Raw genomic sequence first — 16,872 nt, 5'->3', positions numbered from 1 at the left:
GAGGACGTAAAAATGAATACAACATTTTCGGCACAAAATAGAGCAAATGCTTTAGAGCATATGAGTAGTGAAGTACTAGATGTATTGGTTATCGGTGGCGGAATCACTGGATCAGGAATTGCACTAGATGCGGTCACACGCGGTATGACAACAGGTCTAGTCGAAATGCAAGATTATGCAGCAGGTACATCCAGCCGTTCTACCAAATTAGTGCACGGTGGATTGCGTTATTTGAAGCAATTTGAAGTGAAAATGGTAGCTGAAGTGGGTAAAGAACGTGCAGTCGTTTATGAAAATGGCCCGCATGTCACTACACCGGAATGGATGCTTCTTCCTTTCCACAAAGGCGGAACATTCGGTAGCTTCAGTACTTCGATCGGTCTACGTGTATACGATTACTTAGCAGGCGTCAAAAGAAATGAACGTCGCAAAATGTTGAGTGTCAAAGAAACAATGGGTAAAGAGCCATTGATCAAAAAAGACGGTCTGCAAGGTGGCGGTTATTATGTAGAATACCGTACCGATGATGCTCGCTTAACGATCGAAGTGATCAAAGAAGCGGTAAAACGTGGTGCTTATGCAGCTAACTATACCAAAGCTTCTGAATTTATTTATGAAAATGGCAAGCTGAAGGGTGTTAAAGTCACCGATACGATCAGCGGTCAAGAATATAGCATTTTCGCACGTAAAGTGATTAATGCAGCGGGTCCATGGGTGGATACGCTTCGCCAATTGGATAAATCCAAAAAAGGTAAAGTGTTACAAATGACGAAAGGAATTCATTTGGTGATCGATCATGAGCGTTTCCCACTGGAACAAGCTGTGTATTTTGATACACCAGATGGTCGGATGGTATTTGCGATTCCTAGAGATGGCAAAACGTATGTAGGAACAACCGATACGGTCTACAAAGCAGATCCTATTCATCCGCAAATGACACTGGAAGATCGTGATTATGTATTAAAAGCGATCAACTATATGTTCCCAACAGTCAAAGTAACAGCGGCTGATGTCGAATCAAGCTGGGCAGGTGTACGTCCACTGATCTATGAAGAAGGTAAAGATCCTTCTGAAATTTCGCGTAAAGATGAAGTATGGCAATCGGCAAGTGGATTGATCACCATCGCAGGTGGTAAATTGACCGGATATCGTAAAATGGCTGAAATGGTTATCGATCTAGCTGCTGAATTGATCGGTAAAGAGCAAGGCAAAAAGTTCAAAGCTTGTCAGACCAAACACATGGCGATGTCTGGTGGCGATGTCGGTGGTTCCGCTAACTTACCTGCTTTTATTTTGCAACAAGGGGATAAAGGTAGACAAGCAGGCTTAACACATGAACAAGCTGAATATTTAGCAGGATTCTACGGATCAAATGTAAGTAAATTATTTGATCTGGTACGTCAAGCCGATCCGATTGCAGATGAGCTAGGATTACCAGCAGATATTCGCGCACGTATTGCTTATGCGATTCAAGAAGAAATGACTGTAAAACCTGTCGATTTCTTTATCCGTCGTACAGGCGCATTGTTCTTCAATATCAACTGGGTACATGAATGGAAACAACCTGTGATCGAGTATATGTCTAGACGCTTCAACTGGACAGCTGATCAAAAACGTCGTTATACAGATGAACTAGAAGGTCATTTACATGATGCTGTAGTGCCTTCAGATGCTCCAACTAAAAGCGAATTTGCTGTTTAAAATAGATTGAAATATAAATGTTCTCTAATCCAAGACTCTTCCTTTATAGGGGGAGTCTTTTTTTGTATTTAGAGTAGTCAACTACGACTTTAGTCTAGGGTCTTTTTCTTCTATAGACTGATGAGTTGCTGATCAAGATATGCTACAGTGTAATTAAGAAAAAAGGTATAGAAAAGGGGTGTGTAAGGATTATGATTAAACGGGCTGTTCTTGCACCAGTATTGTTGTTATTAGGAGTATATTTATTTTTGAATCCAGGTGGATCGACAGGAGTAGGTACGATTTTTGCTACATTTTGGCCAACACTATTTGTGATTCCGTTAGGGCTATTTTTTCATTGGTTACACTTTTCGCTTTTGGAATCGAAAAAGACAGGGTTGTTAATTCCAGGAGGTATTTTACTTGGAGCAGGTGTAGTGAGTCAGATTGCTGCATTATTTGATCTATGGTCAGTCGTATGGCCGGGTTACATACTTGCAGTAGCAGTAGGATTATTTGAATTTTACTGGTTAGGTTCGCGTAACAAATGGTTGTTAATTCCGATTAATATTTTAACGGTATTGGGATTGTTGTTTTTGGCTGTATTCTCTTTAGATTCGATGTTGCATCATGTGGTATTTGTACAACCTTTAATCGCACTGGCTTTTCTATTAGGTGGAGCATGGTTGTTAGTAGATCGGAAGCATAAAGTAAAATAACATATCGTACGATGTGCCAAAGCAAATAAAAAAGCGATTAGCCCCTACATAGGATGCTGATCGTTTTTTTGTGCTTGATATCTAGCCTTTTTTTGAATTTTCTAAAGCATAATTAGCAAAAATGGGTAATATACTTCATATGTCTACATGTATACATACATTGATCTTATATATAGATAGATCATACAAAGGGGAGCAAGGTATGGAATTTTTGAATTTGATATTGGTTATTGTGCTTATTTTATTAACAGCCTTTTTTGTAGCATCTGAATATTCGATTATTCGTGTACGTATTTCTAAGATTAATCAACTGGCTGAAGAAGGCAATAAAAATGCAGTCGCTGTCCAGAATATTATTTCTAAATTGGATGAATTTCTATCTGCTTGTCAGTTGGGGACAACATTAACCTCGCTAGCACTAGGTTGGTTAGGAGAATCCACGATTGAAGAATTACTGCATCCTGTATTTGTTTGGGTACAAGTACCAGCAGGATTGGAATCGATTATATCGTTTATTATTGCTTTCTTATTATTGACCTATTTCGAAGTGTTGATCGGCGAACTGGTTCCCAAATCGTTTGCGATTCAATTGGCAGAGCCGATGGCGTTATTTTTTGCTCGTCCGATGATGGTCTTTTACCGAATCACATATCCGTTTAACTGGGTGTTAAGTCGTTCGGCACGTCTGATTACAGGTTTATTTGGAGTTAAGCCGATCTCTGAGCAGGATGCAGCGCAAAGTGAAGCTGAATTGCGATTCGCACTGTCTGAAGGATTCAAAAGTGGAAATATTACACCGACCGAATATCGTTATTTGAATAATGTATTTGAATTTGATGAATTAGTCGGTAGTGAAATTATGGTGCCACGTACAGAGATGAAGTATATTGGACATGAAGCCCAGTTGACTGACTTCTATGAGCTGGTTAAAGAAGAACCGTACAGTCTTATTCCGGTGGCTCTAGATGGAGATAAAGATCGAATTATTGGTTTGCTCAATGTCAAAGAAGTCTTGCGTGATGCTGTTAGTCATCCGCATACACCAACAGATCCTATCGCTCCCTTTATCAAGCCAGTACTACAATTAATAGAGACGGTGCCTGCTCGTGAATTGCTCGGACAAATGCAAAAACAAAATATTCATATGGCGGTATTACTAGATGAATATGGCGGCACAGCAGGTATGGTGACATTGGAAGATATTTTGGAGGAAATTGTCGGTGATATTCCGTCCAAGTCCGATATCGAACCCGCGGCTACGCCTGCTATTCATAAGCTAGGTGACAAGCATTATCGTCTACAACCGTTAGCATTGATTCATGAAGTGAATCGTCGTCTAGGCACAGATATTGAAGCGGGTGAAGCCTATACGATTGGTGGTTGGATCTGGGCGCAGAAATTCAATATTCATGAAGGTGAATCGGTACGGGTGGAAGATTATGAATTTACGGTGACTCGTATGGAAAATCGTCATATCAAAGAAATCGAAGTGACTACGTTTGAGGAAGAAGATGAAGAAGAGCAAGACTAATCATTTTCGTCTATTCCATGAGAATGGTATACTATAACAAGTTCGTATACTCAAAGAGGTGATTATAGATGGCTAAGAAAAATAGAGCATCTGCAAGACCGACAGCTACACCAGCACAAGATCGACCAGCCACACTCAAAGACATGCTAAGCGCTGATGTACTGGATAAGCTCAAAGCACAAGCCAATGAGCTTAAAGTCGAAGAGCAACAACGCAAAGAACAACAGCAACAAGAAGCAGATGATGCACGTAAAGCAGAACAAAAACGTCGTGATAACGATTTTGAATATTTGCTTGAAAACACCAAACAAGACTGGAAAAAGTTCAAATAAATAGATCAGTTATGGTGCTGAATCTACAAGCATTATAGTCTTGAACAGGTATACAGAAATGAACTAAATGCCGGTATTGTGCTCGCAGGAGTGCCGTATCGGCATTTGTTATACATGCTAAATACAGAAAGTAGGAATAAGTTATGAGCGGGCAGACAAGAGCAAATATCAAAGCAGGAATTGAAGTCGATATTGTACTCAAACAAGATCAACGAACCAATAAATTAACAAGAGGGATTGTCAAAGATATTTTGACTAATTCACCGAATCATCCACATGGAATTAAAGTGCGTCTTCAATCAGGAGATGTAGGACGAGTTAAAAATATTATTAATAGCAACGTGTAATGTTTAATGTCTAGTAGAAACAGTCGAAAGGATGATCACTAATGAAAAAGAATAGACTCGGTACATCCGATTTAATCGTAGGTGAGATTGGACTAGGTTGTATGTCTCTTGGAACAGACGAGAGCCAAGTGATTCCGCTACTTCATGAAGCACTTGATCTAGGCATTAACTTTTTGGATACGGCTGATATTTATGATAACGGGCACAACGAAGAATTGATTGGAAAAGCGATCAAAGGTCGCCGCAGTGAAGTGATTATCGCCAGCAAAGTAGGAAATACCCGTGTAGAAGGTCAAGAAGGCTTAGTCTGGAATCCTTCCAAAGCGCATATTATGGAAGCTGTGAAAGACAGCTTACGACGCTTACAGACAGACTATATTGATCTATATCAATTGCATGGTGGTACATTGGATGACAATATGGATGAAACGATCGAAGCTTTTGCGCAATTAAAAAGAGAAGGGCTTATTCGCGAATATGGTATTTCGTCGATTCGTCCGAATGTTATTCGAGAATATGTGGATCGTTCCCATATTGTCAGTGTCATGAGTCAGTACAGTATTTTGGATCGTCGTCCTGAAGAAGAAGTATTGCCATTACTCACGCAAAAAGGGATCAGTGCGATCGTACGTGGAGCTGTAGCAAGTGGAGCATTAGCAGATGGACGCGAAGACAAAGCACAGAAGGGCTACTTGGACATTAGCGGGGAAGATGTTGTAAGTCTACGACAACAATTAGAACCTCTTACACAAGCAGATAGAAGCCTTTCACAGACTGCTATTCAATATGTGCTGGCTCATCCGGCAGTTGCTGTACTTGCAGCAGGAGCAAGTTCTTCCCAGCAACTTCGTGAAAACGTAGAAGCAGCTTCTTCACCTGCGTTAACCGATGATGAATTGCAATTGATTCGTTCAATTCGTCCAGCTAATCAATACACACAACACCGTTAAACTTAATCGTTAAATATATGAAAAAGCATTCATATTCGCATTTTAAATAATTATTCTATTTTTTTGTGCTCATATCGGTCTAACGGTCTTATTTTGGGTTAATAATAAGACAGTGTAGTTGAGAGGAGAATAACAATGTGGAATGCGCTAATGTGGGGTGCGATAGCAGGCTCTGCTGTTTTATTGGGAGCTTTAGTTGCAATGTATTTCAATATGCCCAAAAAGATTATCGGCTGGATCATGGCATTTGGTACGGGAACACTGATCGGTGCGGTTGCTTTTGAATTACTATCGGATGCGGTAGAAGATGGAGGGATCTGGGCAACAGGTATAGGATTTATGGTAGGTGCGATTGTATATACAGCATTTGATCTATACATATCCCGTAAAGGGGGAGCCAACCGTAAACGTTCCTATATGAGCAATGGAGAACCTTCTTCATCGTCTACGTCATCATCCAAAGAAAAAGAAGGAAGCAGTCAAAGTGGACTTGGGATATTTGCCGGTACAGTAATGGATGCGATTCCTGAATCGATTATGATCGGAGCCAGTCTACTTGCAGGTCAAGGTGTTAGTCTGGTATTGGTTATTTCTATCTTTGTCAGTAATATTCCTGAAGGGTTATCCAGTACGGTAGGACTGAAGCAAAGTCATTACTCACGAGGCAAGATTTTTGGTATGTGGGCAGTCGTGTTAGTGATCTCTGCATTAGCTTCAATGGCAGGCTATCTATTTTTAGAACTACTACCTAATGAGATCAAAGCAGGTATCGGTGCTTTTGCCGGTGGAGGTATTATTGCTATGATCTGTTCTACGATGATGCCAGAAGCTTATGAAGACGGTGGCCCATTAGTAGGATTGATCGCTTCACTAGGTCTATTAACAGCACTATTATTAAGCATTGGATCGTAATTGTTAATCACATTCTAGCTGTGTTACAAAAAGAGCTTATTCGGTGTATATTCTATCGATAAGCTTTTTTTGTCATCTTCTCAATCATTTGGTATACTAATTGATAATCATTATCAGTAGGGGGAGAGAGTCGTATGCGGGGAACACTTTTTACAGAAATGTACGCAGGTAGAGACTTGCTGATTTATTTACCACCTTCTTATGATAAAGCATCGTATCCGTTGCCAGTGGTATATGTCCATGATGGTGGAGATGTATTTGATTTGGTATTGAACGGGACATTATATAATTTAGAACAACGCTTTGCTGCTGGAACTTTACCTGAATTAATTCTAGTAGGGATTGCTGCATATGATCCTCTGGTTGAATATACGCCGTGGTATGCACGTGCTCTTTATCCGGGATTGGGTCATGGGGATTTTGGCGGACGAGCAACTGAATATTTGAATATGATTGTCCATGAGATCAAACCGTGGATTGATCAGCACTTTTATACAGATGATCGTCCAGAGATGACAGGGATTGTGGGTAAGTCTTTGGGTGGTCTGGTGTCTTTATTTGCCGCTTATGTCTATCCACATGTATTTGGTAGAATCGGATTAATGTCGGCTTCGCTCTGGTATGAAGGCTTTATCGAATTTATGAGAGAGCGTCAGCATTTATCTTCTGATCTGCGGATCTATATGGATCTAGGCAATCTAGAAGGTGTAGGCAAAGCGAATCGTCAGCGCTTGATTCAGACCTGTACAGATGAAGCAGTGGATATTTTGTTAAATAATATTCCAGCATCACATTTCTACTTTGAACGCATCAAAGGTGATGATCATGATCCAGAAACGTTTTATCAGCGTTTTCCTGATCTGATGGGCTGGTTATTTGATAAAAAAACAGTCGGTTTATTGAAATAATGAATCCTTTTAATCCAGTGATCATATACTATTCTTGCTAAATAGGCATAAAGAGCAGATAATAAAGATAGCAACATCTTCATATTAAGAGATTATATTTAGTTATTGTTGCTTTTTAATATCCTAAATCTAAAGGAGGCTTCACTTCCTAATGGAAAGAATAGAATCGGAAGATCAATACCGCAATTTGATTAATGGTGATGACCTGACTGTGATCAAATTTGATACCAACTGGTGCCCGGATTGCAAAACGCTTGATCGTTTTATGGTCGATATTATCGAAAAAAATAACGATAAGCAGTTTTTTGCCATGGATGCTGAGAAGTTTCAAGATTTGGCAGAGCAAAATGAAGTAAGAGGTATCCCAAGTTTATTGGTATATCGCAATGGTGAGAAAATCGCTCATTTGCATAGTAAATTTGCTAAAACACCCACCCAAGTTGCTGAATATCTAGCAACTGTAGAGTAAGACACACAAAAACGCCCGAATGGAATAATTTCCGTTCGGACGTTTTTATATACATATTATAATGCTACAGAGATATAATTAGCTTTGTACAGATAATTCATTTACCGTTAAATCTTTACGCTTCATAATCAAATGTTCCACACTTCTGAAATGCCCTAACAATTCATGAGCCTCATCATCACTTAGACCACGAATACTTTCAACTAATTTATTAGACATGATTTTGTACATGCCATCTAGTGCTTCTTCACCTTTACTGGTGATCGAAATACTCACATATCGGCGATCCTGATCGGATCGTGTACGTTCAATCAACTCTTCTTGTCCTAACTTATCGCAGATTTGTGTAACGGCACTAGTAGTCAGACCTGTTGCCCGGACAATGTCTGTACCATATTGACTGCCGTTTGCTAGCAAGAAGTGTAGGATATACACTTCTGTAGCATTGGACTTAAGTTGTCTCATCAAGGTGGGAAGTTCCATAATACGTGGCATACGATCCACAAGTGTTAAATAACTTTTGAGAAGTTCATTAGACGTTTCCAAATTGTAAATCCTCCTTCGATATATATAAATAAAACTCTTAATTAACTATCGTTGCATACTGCACTATACAACAACAATTAACAGTAAAAAACGAAAGTAAATATGAAAAAGATACTAAGGTTTCGAACATTCTTAAAACTTCCTTAACATTATAGTAATTTGTTACCATACTATCGTCAATGCAAATTCGACAGATTGAGACAAGTAAACGTTATCATTGACGTAAAATTGAACATTTTTTATAATTAAAACTAAAAATATTGTATTTGGCTATCATTTGGTGTGATGACCAATCTATTACAAATCATAAAGGTGGCTGCTATACATTGAATAATTCTTCACTTTCTTTTATAACCATGGATGAAATTGTGCGTGAAGGTGATCCGATTTTGAGGAAAGTGGTCGATCCTGTCAAACTTCCATTATCAGAAGAAGATCGAAAACGCGCGAATCGAATGATGGAATTTCTAAAAAAATCACAGGATGAACAGTTAGCCGAAAAATACGGGCTACGTCCGGGCATTGGATTGTCAGCTAACCAGATTGGTTGGAATGGAAGAGTGTTTGTTGTGTACTTTACGGATGATCAAGATCGTCAACTGGAATATATTTTTTGTAATCCCAAATTAGTGAGCCATTCAACAGCAATGGTATATCTTGAGCATGGAGAGGGATGCTTGTCAGTTGATCGTGATGTAGAAGGGTTCGTACCACGATATGAGAAAATAACAATTAAAGCATTTAATCCAGAGGGTAAGCCGTTTACTTTGAAGCTAAAAGGTTTTGCAGCTGTGGTGATGCAGCATGAATTAGATCATTTGAACGGTGTGATGTTCTATGATCACATGGATAAAAAAGATCCTAACCGCTTGCCAGATGTCGAATTTATCCGCCCACTGTAATGAAGATTGCGGTTATATGTTCTTATTATAACACACCGTTGGATATTATGGATGAAAATGGATTAATATTATTAATAAACTAAGTTATTATTATATCGGTGAAAAGACTGCTGTTATGAAGGCAGTCTTTTTAAATTCGTTATATGATATGATAAATAGAACGAAACAAAATCTCAAAGTATGGTATGATTCTGATTTCTGTAAGCGTTTTATCTAAAACGGCAAACAGATGTTGTAGAAAGTAGGGTGAGTCATGTGGAAGCCGTTTATTGAACGAATTAATAATGTGAAAATAAAAAACAAATTGATTTTTGCATACATTTTTATTGTTGCGCTTCCTATATTGGGAATAGGTGGGGTTGTAGTCGATTATTTTAGACAATCCGCTTTGGACAATGCGATTGCACAGACCACTAATAATGTAGAACGTGTCAAAAACCAGATGGATACGATGTTACGTGTACCGATCGATATTTCCAATAAGTTATTATTTGATTCCAGACTTAGCGATGTAGTCAATACAAAGTACACCAAAGTATATGATCTTGTGGTGGCTTACAATAATTATCAAGAATTTCAAGAATATCTACGCTTATACTCTGAAATCTCAGCAATCCGATTCTATACCACTAATAATACGATTCAAAATAACTTGGAGTTTATGAAAGTAAATAGTGAAGTACGGGATAGTAAATGGTATCAGACCGCTATCAATAGTCGCAAAATCAACTGGATCTATCGCAATGATGTGGAGATTAGTGAGACCAAAAAATTAAGTCTGGTACGCAAAATTAATTTTACTGACTATACAACCAATGGTGTGTTAGTGATTGAACTTAGCCAATCGTATCTTAATTCGATATTGAGTGCAGAGCCATTTGAGACGATGATTCTGGATAACAGCGGGTATGTAGTCGCTGCTAAAGATGTGTCTTTAATCGGCAAAACGTTAGGTGACCCCGAGTTAGGGATTGGAACAGATCTACAAGGTAAAGGAATCTATGAACGCAGTGTCAAAGGACAACTGTCCAATATTGTTGTCGATGAAGTGATGCCAGAAAGCAGTGACAATGGCTTGAAGATCATTTCAGTCTTTGCGAATGAAAGTATTGTTCGAGACTCGAATCGTATTATTCTTATTGGTACTGGGTTACTGGTGTTAATTTTATGTACAGGATTAATGTTCTTATACTTGATCTCTCGCCTGATTACACGCCGTCTATCCGGTCTAAGCCGTCAAATGAACAAAGTAGGTACGGGCGACCTTAAAGTGGTTTCTCATATTGCAGGAGCCGATGAGATCGGTCAATTATCACGTAAATTCAATGATATGGTAGTCAGTATACGGACATTGATGGATCAAGTATATGAATCCAATGAACGTAATACTCGCCTTGAAGTCAGTCAAAAAGAAATCAGCTTTAAAATGTTAGCCAGTCAGATCAATCCTCATTTTTTATTTAATGCGTTAGAATCGATCCGAATGAAAGCTCATATTCGCGGAGAGCAAGAAATCGCTTATATTGTACGTTTACTGGGCAAATTGATTCGTAATAATTTAGAAATTGGTATGAAAAATACCACCTTACAAGGTGAAATGGAATTAATTAAATCATATCTGGAAATTCAAAAGTTCCGATTTGGCGAACGATTGAATTATGAGTTACTGATTGATCCTCAGACCAAAGATGTAGCGATTCCGCCGCTGATTATTCAGCCACTTGTCGAAAATGCGATTATTCATGGTCTGGAAAGCCGTGAAAATGGTGGACTGATTATTATTCGTACACTGCGTATTGATCATGATGTCATGATTGATGTGATCGATAATGGAACAGGAATATCAGAGGAACGATTACAATGGGTCAAAAATTCTCTTAAAGTGGATGAAAGTCAGGAAGGCGATCGTATCGGACTACGCAATGTGCATCAGCGCTTGATTTTGTCTTATGGTGCGTCCTATGGACTTCATATCTCAAGTATGATCGGAGAAGGCACTCAAATCTCATTTAAAATACCAGCAACAGATTGAATAAAGTCAGGGGGCAATAAATAATGTTTAAAGTAATGATCGTAGATGATGAACCGGCGATTCGTGAAGGACTAAAAACAATTATTAATTGGAACGAGATTGGATTTGAAGTAGTGGATGCTGCGGTAAATGGACGAGATGCACTACAAAAATTTGAGCGTTGGAAACCAGATTTGACGATTATGGATATTCGTATGCCGGGGATGAGCGGGCTGGAAGTGATTGAACAGATCCGAGAACAGTATCAACATGCTCATTTCTTGATTTTGAGCGGACATGCAGACTTTGAGTATGCACGTAAAGCACTTGGATACGGGGTCGATGGATATTTACTCAAGCCTGTTGATGAAGATGAGATGCAAGATGAATTACGCCGTGTGTATGGATCTCTTCATCGGCAACAGCAAGATATGATTGTTCATATTCCTGAGACACCATTATATGAAAAAGTAGAACAATTTCTAGGATCTTCTTCTGCTTCTCAACAAGGAGAGGACATACTTGATCTAGATTGGGAACGTTACCAAATGATTATATTGGAGTTTTGCCATTTGCATGGTGAGGAAAGTATTCAATTATTTGCTCAATTGCAGAAGTTCTCAGATTGTACTTCCGATCAACATCATCGTCTAATTTTTCGAGCAGGTCACTATATCGGGCTACTTACCGAAAAACCGTATGTCCAAAATCATGAATTAATACAATTGAAAGAACAGCTATGGTCACTGCTACATGCTCAACCTGAAATGTATCTAGGAGCAAGTGATGTGGTTAGCGATCAGGAGGATCTTCGTTCCATCTATCAAGAAGCATTATCTTTTATGGGGCAACGATTCTGGTCTGATGATCATGGCGTATTATCGAAAGAACTGGCTGAAATCTGGAAAAAAGAAGAATCCAGTGCTGAAGCTCCGTTAGCAGGAGAATGGTCAGATCGTCTTTATTACACTGTCGATATTCGCAATCTAGCTGCGGCAGAACGTGTACTGAATGAATTGTGTGATGTATGTTGGAAAGCTCGCTTATCCGAACGTGAAGTAAAAAGCTTGTGTTCTCATGTGTTATCGCTGGCGCTTAGTCGATTACCTGCTAGTGTGCCAGGTTCAGGATCGGCTGTACAACAATGTCTATCTTTGATTCCTGAATTGTATGCTGTATCTACAACCAAACAGATGATTGCTCTGGTAGTGAGTCGATTAGATCAATTGTTACAGTCGATCAACCATGGGACTCATGAATCGGTGATGAAGCAGATGACTGATTTTATCCAGCGTAATTACAGTGACAATCTCAAGCTTGAACTGCTGGCTGAAATTTTTAACTACAATAGTGCTTATCTTGGCAAAATGTTCAAAACCCATACGGGTGAGTCATTTAACCATTTTCTAGATCAGGTACGGTTAGAGCAAGCCAAATCATTGTTGGCACAAGGAATGAAAGTGCATAAAGTAGCTTCACAAGTTGGCTATGCAAATGTTGATTATTTCCATAGTAAATTCAAAAAATATACAGGAATATCTCCTTCTGCTTATCGAGATCAAGAAAGTACAGACTCCTAATCACTAATTAGCAGGGGGTGTTTAATCTATTTTGGACAAGCTATGGAGGGATAAGTTTACTTTCAAACTGGTAATGTAAGCGATATCTAATTTTTATATGAATTTATGTATAATTTAGAAGGTATAAATAGAAAGCGCTTTCTTTTATAATCGGTATATACCCCTAAGTCGTATGACAATAGGGATGAAGAAGCGGACCCGAAAGGGATGAATGATCGATTATAGGAAGGTGGACTGTATTATGGACACAACAACCAAGCGTGCTTCTTCTAAAAAGGGAGAGCAAGTATCCAAAACAACGATCAAAAGAGGCGGCGGCTTCTGGAAATTATTTAAACAGCAAAGATATCTTTATCTGATGTCACTGCCGTTTGTGATCTGGGCATTTATTTTTAGTTATGTTCCTTTGTGGGGCTGGACCATGGCTTTCCAGAATTATAAGCCAGCCAAATCGTTTTTTGATCAGAAGTGGGTTGGATTTGATCAATTTACAGCCTTATTCGCAGATCAGCAGTTTTACTTAGCTCTCCGCAATACGTTAGCGATGAGCTTTATGGGTCTGATTTTTGGATTCGTTGTTCCTGTAATCTTCGCTATTTTGCTTAATGAAGTGAAAGGGATGTTTTTCAAAAGAACGGTACAGACCGTTTCGTATCTTCCTCACTTTGTATCATGGGTCGTTGTAGCAGGTATTGTAACCAAATCGTTATCGACTGATGGTGGTATTGTCAATGAACTATTAGTATCGATGCATATTATAGATCAACCGATTCAATTTATGGCTCAGGGCAAATGGTTCTGGGGAATTGTAACCGCTTCAGATATTTGGAAAGAGATGGGTTGGAACACGATTATCTATCTTGCAGCTATCACGGGTATTGACCAGGAACAGTATGAAGCTTCTCGTGTAGATGGAGCAGGACGCTTCCGTCAGATGTGGCATATTACACTTCCAGGTATGCGCACCACGATTACCGTGCTGTTGATTATGTCGATCGGACATTTGGTGAGTATCGGTTTTGAGAAGCAATTCTTGCTCGGTAACAATTTGGTACAGGATTATTCACAAGTGCTTGACTTATACGCGTTGAAATATGGATTGGAAATGAACCGTTATTCTTACGGTACAGCTATTAGTATTTTCAACTCGGTGATTAGTATTATCTTGTTGTTTACAGCTAATGGAATTTTCAAGAAAACAACCAAAGAAAGCATTATGTAAATAATTCGTATTCAAAAGGAGGCGAGCGACCATGGCAGCAAACAAAGCATTTAATGCGACCAGAGGCGATAAAATATTCGATATTTGTAACACGATAGTGATGTTAATGGTACTTATAGTCACGTTATATCCTTTCTTGAACGTACTGGCTATTTCGTTAAATCAATCGACAGATACGGTTCGAGGCGGTATTCATATTTTCCCGAGAGCGTTCACTTTAGAGAACTATGCAACTATTTTCCAGTATCAAGGATTGTTAACAGGGGCATGGATCTCGGTACTCAGAACAATTGTAGGGACTATACTTGGATTGCTTAGTGCTTCGATGCTGGCATTTACACTAAGTCGGGTCGATTTTCAAGCTCGTAAATTCATTTCTACATTTCTAGCGTTAACGATGTATGTGACTGCTGGTCTTGTGCCTACGTTCTTGTTGATGAGAGATTTGCACTTGATCGGAACATTCTGGGTCTATGTATTACCTGGTATCGTCAGTGCATTTAACGTATTTATTATCCGCTCCTTTATCGATGGCTTACCATACGCACTACAAGAATCAGCGAAGCTAGACGGAGCGAATGATTTTACAATCTATTGGAAAGTTATTTTGCCACTATGTAAGCCAGTACTAGCTACGATTGCCTTGTTCCTAGCTGTTGGACAATGGAACTCATGGTTTGATACGTATCTGTATAATGCAAGCAGTCCAGAATGGACTACCCTACAGTACGAGTTGATGAAAGTATTGCAACAAAGTACACAACAAAGTGGTGCAGTCAACGCAAACGATATGGCAAAACAAATGGCAAGTATTTCACCAGAATCGATTCGTATGGCGATCACGATTGTAGTAACGTTACCGATCTTGGCTGTGTATCCGTTCTTGCAAAAGTATTTTGTAAGCGGTATGACACTGGGTGCTGTTAAAGCTTAATGTTGGCTATCGGGTGGTGTCTCACCACCTTAGCATATAGTGTTTTCTAACCTGCTCTATGATCAAAGTAATATCTATATTCAAAAGGGAGGCAATTTTAATGCCGAGAAAATTATTCAGATATGCTTTAGCTCCACTATTAGTGGTTGCACTTGCGAGTGTCACTGCATGTGGAAGTTCAGATCCAGTAGAAACAGAAACATCTGATGTATCTACACCGATGACGATTTCATTTTTTGGTTCTGATGCGAACCCAACGTGGAATGGTATGCAAGACGAAGTAGGTAAAGAAATCACAAAAGCAACCAATGTTACAATCAATGCCGAGTACGATGTAAGTGGCGGAGGTACACAGAAAATTGCTTTGATGACGGCTTCAGGTACGTATCCAGATATGATCTTCCCTAAAGGTTCAATTACCAAATTAGTCGAAGCAGGGGCATTGATTGACCTGACTGACCTTATTAATAAATATGGTCCAAATATCAAAAAAGTATATGGAGATGACCTTGCTCGTCTACAATACAGCAAAGAAGATCCTTCGATCTATGTATTGCCAACCAATGCTGGCGTAGGCCAAACAAGCTTTGACGCAGGTGGTGGATTTGAAGTTCAACATGCTGTGATGAAAGAAATGGGCTATCCTAAAATCGAAACTGTTAAAGATTTCGAAAAGGTATTAAAAGATTACAAAGAAAAACATCCAACAATCAATGGACAACCAACGATTCCGTTGTCATTGAATGCTGATGATTGGAAAATTATGATTACGGTTACAAACCCTGGTTTCTTAGCGACAGGTGCACCGGATGATGGAGAATTCTATATCAATCCTGAAACGTATGAAGCACAACTTCATTACAAACGTCCAGAAGAAAAAGAATACTTCCGCTGGTTAAACCATATGTATAACGAAGGTTTGTTAGATCCTGAGACGTTCACACAAAAAACAGATCAATACAATTCTAAAATTGCGAGTGGACGTGTTCTAGGTCTAATCGATCAGGATTGGGATTACCAACAAGCTGAAAATGCTTTGAAATCTTCAGGTATGCCTGAACGCACATACGGTCATTATCCTGTACAGTTAAATACAGAAACAAAAGATCGTTCTTTCCAAGATATCGGAGCACCTGTAGGTTATGGTGTAGGGATTACAACATCTGCTAAAGATCCTATTCGTATCATCAAATTCTTAGATTGGATGTCTTCTGATGAAGCTCAAATCTTGAATCAATGGGGTATCGAAGGTAAGCACTATGAAATGAAAGATGGCAAACGCGTTATTCCTGCGGATGTTCAAGATAAAAAAACCAACGACAACACGAACTTTGTTAAAACAACGGGTGTCAGTGGATATACTGCATTTGGTGTTCATTATGGAGATGGAGTAAAAGATTCAACAGGTAACTACTACACTACCAACTTCCCTGAACAAATCATTGCTGGTTACACTGCTGCTGAAAAAGAAACATTAAAAGCTTATGGTGCAACAACATGGAAAGATATCTTCCCACAAAAAGATGAATTCCCTGTTAAACCATGGGGTGCGGCTTATAACTTACCAGCACCAGATGATCAAGAGTACACAGTAAACTTCCAAAAAGGACAAGATATTGTTCGCAAACGTATTCCTGAAGCAATCTTAGCTTCTCCAGAAGAGTTTGATACTGTTTATGATGAAATGGTTGCTGAGCTAAGTACAGAACCGATGAAAAAAATGGAAGCATCGTATACACAATTAATCAAAGATACGGTTGAATTGTGGAGTAAACCTGTAGCTGCCAAATAAACAGGAACTACACATCACAAAAAAGGTAACACTATAA

At 39.0% G+C, this 16,872-nt stretch carries 16 protein-coding genes; 15 read left to right on the top strand and 1 reads right to left on the bottom strand.

What is annotated here, in order from left to right:
* Positions 1 to 12: 12 nt before the first annotated feature.
* The 9 genes from PO903_RS01730 (at position 13) to PO903_RS01690 (ending at position 7,848) form a co-directional block, all read left to right on the top strand.
* Entirely contained in the window at positions 13 to 1,701 is a 1,689-nt protein-coding gene (locus PO903_RS01730; RefSeq protein WP_137225596.1) for a glycerol-3-phosphate dehydrogenase/oxidase, read from the top strand.
* Between the two features lie 191 nt (positions 1,702 to 1,892).
* On the top strand, positions 1,893 to 2,399 hold the full coding sequence (locus PO903_RS01725) for a hypothetical protein (protein WP_069325669.1): 507 nt from the start codon (positions 1,893 to 1,895) through the stop codon (positions 2,397 to 2,399).
* Positions 2,400 to 2,601: 202 nt separating this feature from the next.
* Entirely contained in the window at positions 2,602 to 3,930 is a 1,329-nt protein-coding gene (locus PO903_RS01720; RefSeq protein ID WP_137225594.1) for a hemolysin family protein, read from the top strand.
* A gap of 68 nt (positions 3,931 to 3,998) precedes the next feature.
* Complete coding sequence (locus PO903_RS01715) at positions 3,999 to 4,262, top strand: YqkE family protein (RefSeq protein WP_069325667.1); 264 nt, start codon at positions 3,999 to 4,001, stop codon at positions 4,260 to 4,262.
* Between the two features lie 143 nt (positions 4,263 to 4,405).
* Positions 4,406 to 4,609, top strand: coding sequence for a YwbE family protein (locus tag PO903_RS01710; RefSeq protein WP_137225592.1), 204 nt, complete (start codon positions 4,406 to 4,408; stop codon positions 4,607 to 4,609).
* Between the two features lie 41 nt (positions 4,610 to 4,650).
* Complete coding sequence (locus PO903_RS01705; protein WP_273592440.1) at positions 4,651 to 5,559, top strand: aldo/keto reductase; 909 nt, start codon at positions 4,651 to 4,653, stop codon at positions 5,557 to 5,559.
* 135 nt (positions 5,560 to 5,694) lie between these two features.
* The gene (locus PO903_RS01700) at positions 5,695 to 6,471 is read left to right on the top strand and encodes a ZIP family metal transporter (protein ID WP_069325664.1); all 777 of its coding nucleotides are present in this window, start codon (positions 5,695 to 5,697) and stop codon (positions 6,469 to 6,471) included.
* A 134-nt stretch (positions 6,472 to 6,605) separates the two neighbouring features.
* Positions 6,606 to 7,379, top strand: coding sequence for an alpha/beta hydrolase (locus PO903_RS01695; protein WP_137225588.1), 774 nt, complete (start codon positions 6,606 to 6,608; stop codon positions 7,377 to 7,379).
* A 151-nt stretch (positions 7,380 to 7,530) separates the two neighbouring features.
* Positions 7,531 to 7,848 (top strand): thioredoxin family protein, encoded by a 318-nt coding sequence (locus PO903_RS01690; protein ID WP_069325662.1) that lies wholly within the window; start codon positions 7,531 to 7,533, stop codon positions 7,846 to 7,848.
* A 78-nt stretch (positions 7,849 to 7,926) separates the two neighbouring features.
* Here the strand turns inward: PO903_RS01690 and PO903_RS01685 are convergent, their stop codons facing one another.
* Complete coding sequence (locus PO903_RS01685) at positions 7,927 to 8,394, bottom strand: MarR family winged helix-turn-helix transcriptional regulator (protein ID WP_273592439.1); 468 nt, start codon at positions 8,392 to 8,394, stop codon at positions 7,927 to 7,929.
* 326 nt (positions 8,395 to 8,720) lie between these two features.
* Here PO903_RS01685 and def point away from each other — a divergent pair, with 326 nt between their 5' ends.
* From def to PO903_RS01655, 6 genes are all read left to right on the top strand, one after another.
* The gene (gene def, locus PO903_RS01680; RefSeq protein ID WP_069325660.1) at positions 8,721 to 9,296 is read left to right on the top strand and encodes a peptide deformylase; all 576 of its coding nucleotides are present in this window, start codon (positions 8,721 to 8,723) and stop codon (positions 9,294 to 9,296) included.
* A 253-nt stretch (positions 9,297 to 9,549) separates the two neighbouring features.
* Positions 9,550 to 11,328, top strand: coding sequence for a sensor histidine kinase (locus PO903_RS01675; protein WP_273592438.1), 1,779 nt, complete (start codon positions 9,550 to 9,552; stop codon positions 11,326 to 11,328).
* Positions 11,329 to 11,351: 23 nt separating this feature from the next.
* Positions 11,352 to 12,887, top strand: a complete 1,536-nt coding sequence (locus tag PO903_RS01670; protein WP_273592437.1) for a response regulator transcription factor — start codon at positions 11,352 to 11,354, stop codon at positions 12,885 to 12,887.
* Between the two features lie 241 nt (positions 12,888 to 13,128).
* On the top strand, positions 13,129 to 14,109 hold the full coding sequence (locus PO903_RS01665; RefSeq protein WP_137225582.1) for an ABC transporter permease: 981 nt from the start codon (positions 13,129 to 13,131) through the stop codon (positions 14,107 to 14,109).
* Positions 14,110 to 14,140: 31 nt separating this feature from the next.
* A complete protein-coding gene (locus PO903_RS01660) occupies positions 14,141 to 15,043 on the top strand; it encodes a carbohydrate ABC transporter permease (protein WP_069325656.1) in 903 nt (300 codons plus the stop codon).
* 100 nt (positions 15,044 to 15,143) lie between these two features.
* Positions 15,144 to 16,835, top strand: coding sequence for an ABC transporter substrate-binding protein (locus PO903_RS01655; protein ID WP_137225580.1), 1,692 nt, complete (start codon positions 15,144 to 15,146; stop codon positions 16,833 to 16,835).
* Positions 16,836 to 16,872: the final 37 nt, after the last annotated feature.

This window comes from Paenibacillus sp. PK4536, assembly GCF_028594455.2.
Classification (GTDB): Bacteria; Bacillota; Bacilli; order Paenibacillales; family Paenibacillaceae; genus Saccharibacillus; species Saccharibacillus nuruki.
The sequence above is the reverse complement of the archived record's forward strand: the minus strand, read 5'-3'. Positions and strand labels throughout refer to the sequence as shown.

What these genes read in the sequence shown, in the direction of transcription:
- PO903_RS01700 (WP_069325664.1), top strand. Translation starts at nt 5,695, where the DNA reads ATGTGGAATGCGCTAATGTGGGGTGCGATAGCAGGCTCTGCTGTTTTA.
- PO903_RS01705 (WP_273592440.1), top strand. Translation starts at nt 4,651, where the DNA reads ATGAAAAAGAATAGACTCGGTACATCCGATTTAATCGTAGGTGAGATT.
- PO903_RS01670 (WP_273592437.1), top strand. Translation starts at nt 11,352, where the DNA reads ATGTTTAAAGTAATGATCGTAGATGATGAACCGGCGATTCGTGAAGGA.
- PO903_RS01715 (WP_069325667.1), top strand. Translation starts at nt 3,999, where the DNA reads ATGGCTAAGAAAAATAGAGCATCTGCAAGACCGACAGCTACACCAGCA.
- PO903_RS01730 (WP_137225596.1), top strand. Translation starts at nt 13, where the DNA reads ATGAATACAACATTTTCGGCACAAAATAGAGCAAATGCTTTAGAGCAT.
- PO903_RS01675 (WP_273592438.1), top strand. Translation starts at nt 9,550, where the DNA reads ATGTGGAAGCCGTTTATTGAACGAATTAATAATGTGAAAATAAAAAAC.
- PO903_RS01655 (WP_137225580.1), top strand. Translation starts at nt 15,144, where the DNA reads ATGCCGAGAAAATTATTCAGATATGCTTTAGCTCCACTATTAGTGGTT.
- PO903_RS01660 (WP_069325656.1), top strand. Translation starts at nt 14,141, where the DNA reads ATGGCAGCAAACAAAGCATTTAATGCGACCAGAGGCGATAAAATATTC.
- PO903_RS01695 (WP_137225588.1), top strand. Translation starts at nt 6,606, where the DNA reads ATGCGGGGAACACTTTTTACAGAAATGTACGCAGGTAGAGACTTGCTG.
- PO903_RS01710 (WP_137225592.1), top strand. Translation starts at nt 4,406, where the DNA reads ATGAGCGGGCAGACAAGAGCAAATATCAAAGCAGGAATTGAAGTCGAT.
- PO903_RS01720 (WP_137225594.1), top strand. Translation starts at nt 2,602, where the DNA reads ATGGAATTTTTGAATTTGATATTGGTTATTGTGCTTATTTTATTAACA.
- PO903_RS01665 (WP_137225582.1), top strand. Translation starts at nt 13,129, where the DNA reads ATGGACACAACAACCAAGCGTGCTTCTTCTAAAAAGGGAGAGCAAGTA.
- PO903_RS01690 (WP_069325662.1), top strand. Translation starts at nt 7,531, where the DNA reads ATGGAAAGAATAGAATCGGAAGATCAATACCGCAATTTGATTAATGGT.
- PO903_RS01725 (WP_069325669.1), top strand. Translation starts at nt 1,893, where the DNA reads ATGATTAAACGGGCTGTTCTTGCACCAGTATTGTTGTTATTAGGAGTA.